The organism is Hymenobacter sp. BRD128, from assembly GCF_013256625.1.
GTDB lineage: Bacteria > Bacteroidota > Bacteroidia > Cytophagales > Hymenobacteraceae > Hymenobacter.
This window is the reverse complement of sequence record NZ_CP053908.1, coordinates 1898180-1911166: the sequence shown is the minus strand read 5'-3', so window position 1 is coordinate 1911166 and position 12987 is coordinate 1898180. Positions and strand designations below refer to the sequence as shown.

The window sequence follows — 12987 nt, the reverse complement described above, 5'->3', positions numbered from 1 at the left end:
CTAGGCCTGGCACAAAAATTAACCATTATACAAGTCAGTCTTCCAGCGCATTGTTCATAAACGTGCTTTTGAGGGCCAGCCAAAGCAGCCAAAGCGCTAGCCCCCAGCCCAGGTAGGAGCGGTAAAAATCCTGTACGCTGCGGTAGCGCTGGGTGCGAATATCGGACTTTTCAAGCTTGTCAATCTCCCCAAAAACCCGCCCGAGCGCTGCATTGTCGGTAGCCCGGAAGAAGCGGCCCTCGGCGGCCTCGGCCAGCTGGCGCATGGTGGTTTCGTCGAGGCGGGTTTGCACGTAGCGCGGCTTGCCGGTGGTCGAGTCGCGCCCAAACGGCACGTAGCCATCCTCGCCCAACCCAATGGTATAGAGGCGGATACCATAAGCGTGGGCGAGCTGCGCGGCCAGCAGCGGGTCGAGGCTGCCGGCATTGCTTTCGCCATCGGAGAGCAGCACGCAGATGCGCGACTTGGCCGGCGACTCGCGCAGCCGGTTAATGGCCACGCCCAGCGCCGTGCCAATGGCCGTGCCATCCTCGTCGATGAGGCCGGGGCGCAGGCTGCGTAGGTTATCGAGCAGCAGGTCGTAGTCAGTGGTGAGGGGCACCAGCGCGTAAGCCTGCCCGGCAAAGGCTACCAAACCCAGGCGGTCGCCGGCCCGGCGCTGCACAAAGCGGCTGGCCAGCCGCTTGGCGGCTTCGAGGCGGGTGGGCTTCAGGTCCTCGATTTCCATGCTGCCACTCACGTCGAGGGCTAGCACAATGTCGATGCCCCGGCCGGTTTGAGTGAGGTGCTCGCTCGGCCGCTGCGGCCGGGCCACGGCAATGATGAGCAGCACCTGGCTCAGGGCCAGCACGATAGTAGGTGCGAAGCGCAGGCCGGCCCGCCAGTCGGGCCGCAGCCCGCCCGGGCCAAACGCCACCATTACCTGCCGCCGGCGCCGGGCCAGCAGCCCGCGCAGCAGCGGCAGCAGCGGCACCAGGACCAGCAGCAACAGCAGGCGCGGGTGCTGCCACTCGTAGCTGGCCAGGGTGGCGTAGGAAAATAGATTCATGCAAAAACGGCCCGGAGGCGCAAATTACGGCTAGCGGCGAACTCTGGCTAGCTACCCGCCCCGCGCGGGGTACCTTTGCCCCGACCTTATGCCCCGGCGGCCGGCCTTATGATTCGTACCGTAATTTTTGACATGGATGGCGTTATTATCGACACCGAGCCCATCCATCACCAAGCGTTTTTTACGCAGTTTGCTGAGTTGGGCATTCACGTTTCGGATAAGTTATATGCTTCATTTTTAGGTTCTTCAACGCGCAACGTCTTTCAGCAGCTCAAGCAGGAATTTAACTTGCCGCAGGAAGTGGAAACCCTGCTGATGCGCAAGCGCGAGCTGTTTAACCAAGCGTTTGATGCCGACGCCAGCCTCGACCTGCTGCCCGGCGTGCGGACGCTGATTAAAGATATTCAGCAGCACGGCATCCAGCTGGTGGTAGCTTCATCAGCCTCCAAGGCCACGATAGGGCGGGTATTCAATCGCTTTGGGCTAGCCCCGTATTTCTCGCACGTAGTGAGTGGGGAAGACTTTGCGCGGTCGAAACCTAACCCGGCCATCTTCCTGCACGCCGCTAGCTTGGCCGAAACGCCCGTAACCGAGTGCATCGTCATCGAAGACTCGGCTAATGGCGTGGCGGCGGCCAAGGCGGCCGGTATTTATTGCATCGGTTACGCCAGCCCGCATTCAGCGGGGCAGGATTTGCGCCTGGCCGACCGGGTAATTCAGGATTTCGCAGAGCTGTCGGCCGGGGCAATTGAGGCCATTGGTGGTGTTGGCTAGCTGCTGCCGCTCAGTCAAAGCGCCCAAGCTCGGTCTGCTCGAAAGTCCACTCAGGCGTACCAAGCTGGGGCTCTTCGGGCCCCGGCACGGCAAACCAAGCGCCCAGATTCGGGTGGTCCACGTTGCGCAACAGGTGAATATGCTGGGCCGGCATGTAGCTCTGAGCCAGTAGCATATAGCGCCGGCCGGTGCGCGGGTTCTGGGCCACGTCGGCTACCAGCACTGCGTGGCCAGGGCGCCCGCCGTGCACAAGCACATCGCCGGGCATTACTTCGGCGAGGGCCACCGGCTGCACCTCGCGGCTCAGCGAAAGCGTACCCGCGTAGCCAAATACCGGCAGCAGATAGCGCATCAAGGCGGCGTGGCTAGAGGCTTCGGCCGCTTTGGGAGCCGACAGGACCTGCTCGCCCTTCACCTGAAAGGTGCGCCCGGCCAGGTAGTCTGAAAACCAGGCGTCGTAGCCGGTGGTCAGGTGAAAATGAATTTTATTCGGATTCCGGCTGAACAAGTATTCAGCTCGCAGCCGGATAACGGCGTCGGCGCATTGCTGCAAGTCTTTGGTGCCGGGGTCGATGGCAACCACGGCCGCTACCACCGCCTGATTATCCTTCAAACGCCCGTCGTAGAAGCGGGCGGGGGTGCCGGCCGGTCGTAGCGGCAGCCCGCGCAGCCACTCGCCCCACGAGCCGGCCAGCATGGGCACCCGCTGGCAGCCCAGTGGCGGCGCAAAGCGCTGGGCTAGGCGCTGCCCGGCGGCCGGTGTGGCCGCAAGCCACGGGTAAACCGGGTCAGGCTCAGCGGGCGACGGGCCAGCAGCCAGCAGGGCTAGCCCGTATAAGCCAAGTCGAGTTAGCGGTAACAGCATGTGACTAACGGGCTAAGGGTCAGTCAACGCTTGAATAAGGCGAATTGTATAGCCAGAATAATAAAAAAGGTCTTACCTCATCGGTAAGACCCTTATCACTAAAAATGAAGTGCTTTTATTTACTGGCGGCCGCCTTTTTGGGAGCTGGTTTTTTGGCAGTGGTGGCCTTCTTGGCCGGAGCTTTTTTCTTTGCTGCTGGTACTTTAGCTGCTTTTTTAGCGGGGCGTCGGCCTCCTTCTCGGGCTTTTCGGCAGCGGCTTTTTTGCCAAAGCGGCCGCCTTTGGCGGGCTTATCGGGGGTAGCGGCGGCTAGCTCCAGGCAGCGCTCCAGGGTGAGCTCGGTGGGTTCTTCACCCTTCGGAATCTTCACATTCTTCTTGCCAACCACGATATAAGGGCCAAAGCGGCCGTTCAGCACCTGCACTTCCGGGTTATCATCGAAACTCTTGATGAGGCGCTCGGCGTCGGTCTTGCGTTTATTTTCAATGAGTTGTACCGCTTCTTCGCCCGTAATGGTGTGCGGGTCCTGCTCCTTGGTAAGCGAGTAAAACTTGCTATCGTGGCGAATGTAGGGGCCGAAGCGGCCGAGCGCGGCAGTCATATCCTTGCCCTCAAACTCGCCCACCACGCGCGGCAGCTTAAACAAGTCCAGCGCCTCTTCAAGGGTGATAGTTTCAATAAACTGACCTTTGCGCAGGTTGGCGTAGGCAGGCTTGGTTTCGCCTTCGGTGTCGCCCAGCGCTACGTAGGGGCCATATTTGCCCAGGCGGGCGGTTATTTTTTCGCCCGTTTCGGGGTGCAGGCCGATTTCGCGGGTGCTGCTGAGCGTGCTGCGCTCAATATCCTGCCCGCGCTCCACGCTGGCGTGAAACGGCTCGTAGAAGCCGGCCAGCATGTGGCCCCAATCTTCGTGGCCGTTGGCAATCTGGTCAAACTCGTCTTCCACCTTAGCCGTGAACTGAAAGTCCACGATGGCCGGGAAATGCTCTACCAGAAAGTCATTCACCACCAGTGCGGTATCGGTCGGGAATAGCTTGGCTTTATCGGCGCCGTAGGTTTCGGTGCGCTGCTCGGTTTTTACCTCGTTGTCTACCAAGGCCAGCGCGTAAATTTTACGCTCTTTGCCCTCGCGCGAGTCCTTTTCGACGTAGCCGCGCTTTTGCACAATGCTGATGGTAGGCGCATAGGTACTGGGGCGGCCGATGCCCATCTCCTCGAGCTTTTTCACCAGCGAGGCCTCGGTGTAGCGGGCTGGTGGCGTGCTGAAGCGCTCGGTAGCCGTCAGGGTTTGCAGCGGCAGGTTCTGGCCCACGCTCAGGGGCGGCAGGCCGCGCGAGAAGCTGCTTTCGCCGTCGCTAGGCTGGTCGTCATCGTCCTTGCTTTCGGCGTAGGCTTTCAGAAAGCCCTCGAAGGTAATGACCTCACCCGTAGCCGAAAACGTGGTGCCCGGCTGGGTGCTGATGCCGATAACCGCCGTGGTGCGCTCCACCTGCGCGTCGGCCATCTGCGAGCCCATGGCGCGCTTGCGGATGAGGTCGTAAAGGCGCTGCTCCGAGGCATCGGCCCCGGCTTTTACCTGTTTAAAATCGGTGGGGCGAATAGCTTCGTGGGCCTCCTGCGCCGAGGCCGACTTGGTTTTAAACTGCCGCTCGTGCACGTAGCTAGCCCCGTAGGCGGCTTCAATGGCCTCGCGGGCACCCTTGCGGGCTTCCTCGCTCAGGTTCACCGAGTCGGTCCGCATGTAGCTGATGCGGCCGGCCTCGTAAAGTTTCTGGGCCACCGTCATGGTCTGGGCCACCGAGAAGCCGAGCTTGCGCGAAGCCTCCTGCTGCAGCGTCGAGGTAGTGAAGGGTGGTGCGGGGCTGCGCTTACCGGGTTTTTTTTCGAGGCTATTAATACTGTAGCTAGCCCCAATGCAGCGCGTCAAAAAGGCTTCGGCCTCCTCGCGGGTCTTGTAGCGGGTAGGCAGCTCGGCCTCCAGGGTAGTGCCCTGGCCGGCGTCGAAGCGGGCCACCACGCGGTAGGCGCTGGCCGACTTATGCTGGTTGATTTCGCGCTCGCGGTCCACCACCAGGCGTACGGCTACGCTCTGCACGCGGCCCGCGCTCAGGCCCGCTTTCACCTTGCGCCACAGCACCGGGCTCAGCTCAAAGCCTACCAGGCGGTCGAGTACGCGGCGGGCCTGCTGGGCATTCACCAGGTCGATGTTAATCTCGCGCGGATTCTGAATGGCGGCCAGGATAGCCGTCTTGGTAATCTCACGAAACACAATGCGCTTCGTCTTGTCGGCCTTGAGATTAAGCGCCTCCGATAAGTGCCACGAGATGGCTTCGCCTTCACGGTCATCGTCACTCGCCAGCCATACGGTTTCGGCTTCCTTCGACAGCTTCTTGAGTTGCGAAATCAGCTCGCGCTTGTCGGCATCGACCACGTAGGTGGGCTTGAAGCCATTGGCTACATCGATGGCATTATTGTCCTTGGGCAGGTCGCGAACGTGCCCGTAGCTGGAGCGCACCACGTAGTCCGGGCCGAGGTAGCCTTCAATGGTTTTGGCCTTGGCGGGCGACTCGACGATAACTAGATTCTTGACCATGCAGGGGCGGTAGGGGCGGGCGTAAGTGTCTTGTCAGGAAGTGCAGAACGCAGGCGCGGCCCGAAAAGTTAAAAGCGGGCACAAAGATGCACGGTCGGCGCCAACTGCAGCCGCTCGCTACCTTCGGGCCGATTCGCATTGCCGGATTGCCCGGCGGCCCTACTTTTGTTAGTCTCCACTGCGAGCTACCTCTCGCCCCACCCTCACTGCCTCCTTTCCGCATGGCTTCCGCCAAGAAATCCCCGGCTCCGGTAATTGATTCCGACGACGCAGTCCGCCTCGACGAAACCGGTACGTTTGCCGACGACAATACGACCCGCAAACGCGGTATCCGCCGCAATGTGGGGCTCACCGACACCGACTACGTCAACGAGCAGCTCAACCGTGTGCTTTTCGCGCTCGATGCTTTTAAGAAAGGTGACGTGTCGGTGCGGCTGACCAAGCAAAACGACGACATCTTCTCCGAAATCGCCGAGGCCTACAACTCGATGGTGGAAATGATTGGCGGCGTGGGCGGGGAGGTGTCGCGCATTTCGAAGGTGGCCGGCGTGGAGGGCAACCTGAAGGCCCGCGCCTCGGCCGACGGGGCCGCCGGCTTCTGGCGCGACATGCTCAATAATATTAACGGCCTGGTGGACTCCATCGCCGTGCCGGTACTGGAAGTAGGCAAGGTACTGAAGAACATCAGCCGGGGCAACCTCGACGAGAGCTTCCAGATTCCGGTGTCGGGTGACTTCAAGGTGATGGCCGAAACTATCAACCGCACCATCGACAACCTCAACGTATTTGCCGGGGAGGTAAGCCGCGTGGCGCAGGAAGTTGGCACCGAGGGCCGGCTAGGGGGCCAGGCCGTGGTGCCCAACGTGGGCGGCGTGTGGAAGGAGCTAACTGACAACGTAAATACGATGGCCGCCTCGCTCACCAGCCAGGTGCGCGACATTGCCAACGTGACCACCGCCGTGGCTAGGGGTGACCTGAGCCAGAAAATGACGGTCGACGTGAAGGGTGAGCTGCTGCAGCTCAAGCAGAACCTCAACCAGATGGTGGACTCGCTCAACCTCTTTGCCGGCGAGGTAACCCGCGTGGCCCTTGACGTGGGCACCGAGGGAAAACTGGGCGGGCAGGCCAGCGTGCCGGGCGTATCGGGCACCTGGAAAGACCTCACGGACAACGTAAACAACATGGCCGCTAACCTGACGAGCCAGGTGCGCGACATCGCCAACGTAGCCACCGCCGTGGCTAGGGGTGACCTAAGCCAGAAAATGACGGTGAATGTGAAGGGCGAGATTCTGGAGCTGAAGAATATTCTGAACCAGATGGTGGACTCGCTCAATATCTTCGGTGACGAAGTAACCCGCGTGGCCCGCGAGGTGGGTACCGAGGGCAAGCTGGGCGGCCAGGCCGTGGTGCCCCGCGTCGGCGGCACCTGGAAAGAGCTGACGGACAACGTAAACACGATGGCCGCTAACCTGACGAGCCAGGTACGCGACATCGCCAACGTAGCCACCGCCGTGGCTAGGGGTGACCTGAGTCAGAAAATGACGGTGGATGTGCAGGGTGAGATTCTTGACCTGAAAAACATCCTGAACCAGATGGTAGACTCGCTCAACATCTTCGCCGGCGAGGTAACCCGCGTGGCTAGGGAGGTAGGTACCGAGGGTATTCTGGGCGGCCAGGCCAACGTGCCCCGCGTATCGGGCACCTGGAAAGACCTGACCGATAACGTGAACACGATGGCCTCGAACCTGACCAGCCAGGTGCGCGACATTGCCAACGTGGCCACCGCCGTATCGCGCGGCGACCTGAGCCAGAAAATCACGGTGAACGTGCGCGGCGAGCTGCTCCAGCTCAAGGAAAACCTGAACCAGATGGTGGACTCGCTGAACGTATTCGGCGACGAAGTAACCCGCGTGGCCCGCGAAGTAGGCACCGACGGTAAGCTCGGCGGCCAGGCTGTGGTGCCCAACGTGAAAGGCACCTGGAAAGACCTGACCGACAACGTAAACACGATGGCGGCCTCGCTCACTAGCCAGGTGCGCGACATCGCCAACGTGACCACCGCCGTGGCCAGGGGTGACCTCAGCCAGAAGGTGTCGGTAGACGTGAAGGGCGAGCTGCTCGACCTCAAGGACAACATCAACCAGATGGTGGACTCGCTCAACATCTTCGCCGGCGAAGTAACCCGCGTAGCCTTGGAGGTGGGCACCGAAGGCCAGCTGGGGGGGCAGGCCAGCGTGCCCAACGTGAGCGGCGTGTGGAAAGACCTGACCGACAACGTAAACACGATGGCCACCAACCTTACCATTCAGGTGCGGGGCATTGTGAAAGTAGTAACGGCCGTATCGCAGGGCGACCTGACCCAGAAGCTGACGCTGGAAGCCGCCGGGGAGGTGGCCGACCTGGCCCAGACCATCAACCGGATGGTGGACGACCTGAACCGCCTGGCCTCGGAAGTAAGCCGTGTGGCCCGCGTAGCGGGTGCCGAGGGCAAGCTCACCGAGCGCGCCACGGTAGGCGGCGTATCGGGCTCGTGGAAAGAACTCGTGGACACGCTTAATGCCTTGATTGAAAGCATTGCCCTGCCGGTACTCGAAGTAAGCCGCGTGGTGCGCGCCATCTCGGAAGGCGACCTGACCCAGATGGTGGAGATTCAGACGACGGGCGACATTCTCTCGATGTCGAATTCGCTCAACCAAGCCGTAGAAACCCTGAACGCGCTACTCGGCGAAATCAACGACTCGGCGCAGGTAGTGGGCACATCGTCGGAAGAGATGGTGGACAAAGGCCAGGAGATGAGCCGCGTGACGGTTGACGTGGCCCTGGCCATGCAGCAAATGGCCGAAGGCGCCCAGAACCAGGCCTTGAAAACTGACCAGGCCTTCAAGCTGATTGAAGAAATCATGACTGTTACCAAGGAAACGGCCAACAAGGCCGACGTGGTGAACAAGTCAGCAATCATGGGTGAGCAAACCTCGCAGCAGGGCCTGAAAACGGTAGCCGAGGTGGTAAAAAACATGGAGGAAATCTCCAGTGCGGCTACCCAGACCTCGCGCACCATCGAGGTCCTCTCGACCCGCTCGCAGGAAATCAGCAAGTCGTTGGGCGTAATTACCGACATCGCCTCGCAAACCAACCTGCTGGCCCTCAACGCTGCCATCGAGGCTGCCCGCGCCGGCGAGGCTGGTCGTGGCTTCGCGGTAGTAGCCGAGGAAATCCGCAAGCTGGCTGAAGGCTCGCGCAAGTCGGCCAACGAGATTGCCACGCTCGTGGAAGATGTACGTAAAGACACCACCAGCGCGGCCAGCGCCATCAGCGCGATGGAGGACCGGGTATCGCGGGGTAAAAACGCCACTTTCGAGGCGAGCGCGGCCTTTAAGAACATTGCCACCAGCAGTGGCGAGACGCTGCGCAGCTCGCGCGACATTCTCACGGCCACGGCTCAGCAGCAGACTTCGATTGGCGATGTGGTGAAGTACGTGGAGGAAGTAGTAGCTATCGCCGAGCAAACGGCCACTGGCACCCAGCAAGTGGCCGGCACGGCCCGCCAGCTCTCCTCGTCGATGCAGGAGCTCACCAGCTCTTCGCAACGCCTCTCCGACATTGCCGACGACTTGCAGGACGGCCTCGAAACCTTCCAGCTCTTCGACTACGCCCCCGAGCCGGAGCCCGAACCCGAGCCCGAGCCGCAGCGCCGGGTATTGCGCCGCCCGCTAGCTTCCGCTAAGCCGGCTGCTACCTCAGCGCCGGTGCAAGCGGCGCCAATTGCTGCCGCTAAGCCTGGCCGCACTGCCCAGTCGCGCCGGACCGCCAGCCCCCCGCCACCAGTGACAATCGAAAGCAACCGCGCCGCCAGCAATGGCCGCCCGCGCCGCGACGCACCGGTCACAACCGCCGCTCCCGAGGCAGCTCCGGCCAAAAAGATGGTGCGCCGCGCCAAATCTGGTGCTGGGGACATAGCCACTAAAACCACCGAGAATGGCGCCGAGCCAACCCGCGCGCGCGCCAAGGCCAAGGCCAAGTAGCAGGGGCTAGCCCCGTTGCTCACTCGAATTATCACTCCGTTTGCGTTTATTAAATTAATCAATGGCTGATTCTGCTTCCCGTCCGGCTACTTCCTCGGGCCGGGCTGCGCCGGCGGCCCCCGAGGCCGTTGTCCAGCTGATTGTTTTTCGCTTGGGCGATGAGGATTACGGCATCCGCATCGAACAGGTGAAGGAAGTAACCATCACGCCCGAAGTGGTGCGCATGCCCAAAACTCCGCTCTTTATTAAGGGCATTACCAACCTGCGCGGCGATATTATTGCCGTTGTTGACCTGGAGGAGCGATTTCAGCTGCGGCCGGCCGGCCGGCCGGTGCCCGAGTTTTCCTACACGGTAGCCGTGGAGGCGCCCGACTATACGCTGGGCCTGATAGTGCGCGAAGTGCCCCGCCCGGTCACCGTTCCGGTGAGTGCCATTGAGCCGGCGCCCGAGTTTGTGCAGGACAGCGGCCAGCGCGAAAAATACCTGGAAGGCATTGCCAAATTGCCCGGCCAGCAGGGAGTGATTATCGTGCTGGATATGCCCAAGCTGCTCAGCCCTAGCGAGATTATGCGCCTGCCGGGGCAAGCCGCCAGCCCTACCGGGCGGGCGGCAGCCAAAGGGGCGCCGGCCACCAATGCACCCTCGGCCGGGAAATAGCCGTAGAGGGGCCAAGCGGTGGCTCCTGGCAGTTACCGGCCCATCTTTCTTATTTCACTCTCTCAGACTCAGTTGTACATGAATAAGCGCATTCTCATCGTCGATGACTCGTTCTACATGCGGACGATGCTCAAGAATATGCTCACCGATGCGGGCTACGACGTGGTAGGCGAAGCCGCCAACGGCCAGCAGGCTCTCGAAATGGCAGTAGCTACTAACCCCGACCTAATTACGCTCGACGTCATCCTGCCCGACAACACCGGGCTCGACGTGCTCAAGGGCATCCGCCAGCAGCAGCCCGATGCCAAAGTAGTAATGTGCTCGGCCGTAGGCCAGGAAACTATTGTGAATGAGGCCATTGAAAATGGCGCGCTCGCTTACATCGTAAAACCTTTCTCGGAAGAGCGGGTACTCGAAATCGTGGGTAGCGCCCTGCAGGGCGACGGTTCACCCGCCTAATTTTGGTTGCCAGCGGCTGGGCCAGCCGTTGTTTGAATGCCCGTCAGAACTACCATTTTGCTGTTTTTTATTTCTCCTGCGCAATGCAGCTGGGTGCTAAAGCCCGGTTGCCTCGGCTCGCTAGCCCTAGCGGGCTGGCTGCCGGCGCACACGCGGCCAGTTGTTGGTAGTTATCCATTGATTAGCAGGCCATGACAGCGCGCGAACAAGAATATCGGGAGCTGTTTATGGCCGAGGCGTTGGAATATTACGACGCCATGTCGCGCCACCTGAGCGAGCTCGAGCGCAACCCGCAGGATGTGGCGGCGCTCAACGAGCTGTTCCGGCTCATGCACAACCTCAAAGCCAACGCCCGCGCAATGGGCTTTGTGGACATGGGGGAGGTGGCGCACAAGATGGAAACCTTGTTTGGCCAGATTCGCAGCAACGAGCGAAGTTTCACTGGTTCGCTGGTGCCCCTCACGTTCCGGGCCGTCGATATTCTGGGCAACATGATTCGGGCCGTGGGCTCGGGCCAGGAAACGGGCGACGCCAAGTCGCTGCTCGAAAATCTCGACCACCTTATTCAGGGCGAAGAAATCGTAGAAACGCGACCTGCCCCAACCGAAGAGGAAGCCGAAACCGACGCCGCCCGCAAGCTGGAGCTGTCGGACCTGGTTTATATTCCCGTCAAGAAGCTCGATAACCTGCTTAACTTGGTGGGCGAACTGGTAATTGACCGCGACCGTATTCTGACCCTAGCCGCCGAGCTGGGCCACCCGGCCCTGCAAGCCACGGCCCGGCACCTGTTCCGCATTTCCGACGACTTGCAGTACTCCGTTATGGATGTGCGGCTGGTAGGCGCCGGGGTGCTACTGAACAAGTTTCCGCGCGTGGTGCGCGACGTGGCCGCAGCTGAAAATAAACAGGTCGAATTAACCCTGGCCGGCCAGGATGTGCAGATTGACCGCAACGTGTTGCAGCTCATTACTGATGCACTGCTCCATATTGTGCGCAACGCCGTGAGCCACGGCCTCGAAAATCCCGAAGCCCGGCAGGCCGCTGGCAAGCCGGCTGTCGGTAAGCTATCCATTACCGCGCTTACTGAGCGCGACGATGTGCTCATCCAGGTGCAGGACGACGGCCGGGGCATCGATACCGAAGCCGTGCGCCAGAAAGCCGTGCGCAAAGGCATGCTAACGGCCGAGGCCGCCGCCGTGCTCGACGAGCAGGAGGTGTGGGCGCTGCTGTTTGAGCCTGGCTTTTCGATGGCCGAGAAAATCACTGATATTTCGGGCCGGGGCGTGGGCCTCGACGTGGTGAAGCTGGCCATCGACTCGCTGGGAGGGCGCCTGCGCGTAAGCTCCGAGCTGGGCAAGGGCACCACCTTTACGCTGGTGCTGCCCACGTCCATTGCCGTAAAAGGTGCCCTGCTTATCGAGCTTGATGAGCGTGCCTACGCTGTGCCGCTGCTGCATACCGATACGGTGCTAGCCCTGCCCAACGACCAGATTTTTGCGGTGGGGGCTTGCTGATGACCCGGATTCAGGATGAGAACGTGCCGCTGGTGCCACTGCGGCAGTTGCTCTATTCGGAAGGCGATGAGCAGCTGCCCCTTGCTACCCGCGCCGACCTGCCGCCCGAAGGTGGCTTGCACCAGATACTGGTGGTGAGCTATAATAATCGTCGGCTAGGTTTACTTATCGACCGGTTTTTGCGTCAGCAAAATATTGTAGTTAAATCACTGAGCAAGCCTCTGGATACCATCGATTTGTTTGGTGGCGTTACGTTGTTGGGCAACGGGCAGTTATGCCTGGTGCTCGACGTGCCGGCGCTAACCCGACTGTTTCTGGCCAAACGACCTTAATTTTAGCTGCTTCCTGCCCTTTTCCGTATTAATTTGCCAGCCCCTGCGCCGTTGTTACGAACTAAGTCGTTATGAATTTATCAATGAATGAGTTAGAGCGCGATATTATTCGCGAAATTCTCAACATCGGCCTGGCCCGGGCGGCCGACAGCTTTGCGGTGATTGCGCAGGAGCGCGTGATGCTGGAAGTGCCCAACCTGGACCTGCTGCCCAGTAGCAGCATCATCGAGCGGGTGCGCGACTACCAGACGCGCTACGTGGCCATTCAGAGCGATATCCGGGGCGATTTTAACGGCTCCACCTTCATGTTTTTCTCGGGGCAGCACATTCAGCGGCTGTCGCGGGTGTGCTTGCGTATGCACGTGCCCGACACCTTGCAGCTGAATGAGCTGCAGGAGTCGTTGCTGCTGGAAATCAGCAACATCATTACGGGCGCTTTGGTAACACAGTTAGCTAACATATTGAAAGCCAACATCTACGGTGCGCCACCAATGGCTCCAACCGGCGACTTGGCTACAGCGCTGCACAGCCTGATGCCCGACCCGGAAGCATTGCAGCCCCTTATTTTTTCGGTTATTACGCAGTTCTCCGACAAGGAAAACTCGGTTGAGCTCCCGCTGATGCTGTTTTTCGACCGCGCCACGTTTGAGAAAATCCTGGAAATTATTCGTACTTATGATTTTCTGGGCAAGACCCAGTCGGCAGCATAACTAAAAAAACTGC

The 12987-nt window shown here is 60.6% G+C and carries 10 protein-coding genes; 7 read left to right on the top strand and 3 right to left on the bottom strand.

Features of this window, described 5'->3' with window-relative positions; all coding sequences use genetic code 11:
• Positions 1-34 precede the first annotated feature (34 nt).
• Positions 35-1048, bottom strand: coding sequence for a VWA domain-containing protein (locus tag GKZ68_RS08360; RefSeq protein ID WP_173113164.1), 1014 nt, complete (start codon positions 1046-1048; stop codon positions 35-37).
• 108 nt (positions 1049-1156) lie between these two features.
• On the opposite strand from GKZ68_RS08360, the gene GKZ68_RS08355 reads away from it, so the two are divergent.
• Positions 1157-1822, top strand: coding sequence for an HAD family phosphatase (locus tag GKZ68_RS08355; protein ID WP_173113161.1), 666 nt, complete (start codon positions 1157-1159; stop codon positions 1820-1822).
• Between the two features lie 10 nt (positions 1823-1832).
• On the opposite strand, the gene GKZ68_RS08350 is transcribed toward GKZ68_RS08355, so the two are convergent.
• The gene (locus GKZ68_RS08350) at positions 1833-2687 is read right to left on the bottom strand and encodes a DUF4846 domain-containing protein (protein WP_173113158.1); all 855 of its coding nucleotides are present in this window, start codon (positions 2685-2687) and stop codon (positions 1833-1835) included.
• 72 nt (positions 2688-2759) lie between these two features.
• Positions 2760-5279, bottom strand: coding sequence for a type I DNA topoisomerase (topA, locus tag GKZ68_RS08345; RefSeq protein WP_217275340.1), 2520 nt, complete (start codon positions 5277-5279; stop codon positions 2760-2762).
• Positions 5280-5500: 221 nt separating this feature from the next.
• On the opposite strand from topA, the gene GKZ68_RS08340 reads away from it, so the two are divergent.
• From GKZ68_RS08340 to GKZ68_RS08320, 6 genes are all read left to right on the top strand, one after another.
• Positions 5501-9301: a HAMP domain-containing protein gene (locus GKZ68_RS08340; protein ID WP_254244219.1), complete on the top strand. Its 3801-nt coding sequence runs from the start codon at positions 5501-5503 to the stop codon at positions 9299-9301.
• Positions 9302-9362: 61 nt separating this feature from the next.
• On the top strand, positions 9363-9959 hold the full coding sequence (locus GKZ68_RS08335; RefSeq protein ID WP_173113155.1) for a chemotaxis protein CheW: 597 nt from the start codon (positions 9363-9365) through the stop codon (positions 9957-9959).
• 78 nt (positions 9960-10037) lie between these two features.
• The gene (locus GKZ68_RS08330) at positions 10038-10418 is read left to right on the top strand and encodes a response regulator (protein ID WP_173113152.1); all 381 of its coding nucleotides are present in this window, start codon (positions 10038-10040) and stop codon (positions 10416-10418) included.
• A 191-nt stretch (positions 10419-10609) separates the two neighbouring features.
• On the top strand, positions 10610-11932 hold the full coding sequence (locus GKZ68_RS08325) for a chemotaxis protein CheA (RefSeq protein ID WP_254244218.1): 1323 nt from the start codon (positions 10610-10612) through the stop codon (positions 11930-11932).
• A complete protein-coding gene (locus GKZ68_RS22025; protein ID WP_254244217.1) occupies positions 11932-12264 on the top strand; it encodes a chemotaxis protein CheW in 333 nt (110 codons plus the stop codon). Before GKZ68_RS08325 ends, GKZ68_RS22025 begins: the two co-directional genes overlap by 1 nt.
• A gap of 71 nt (positions 12265-12335) precedes the next feature.
• Entirely contained in the window at positions 12336-12974 is a 639-nt protein-coding gene (locus GKZ68_RS08320; protein WP_254244216.1) for a chemotaxis protein CheC, read from the top strand.
• Positions 12975-12987: the final 13 nt, after the last annotated feature.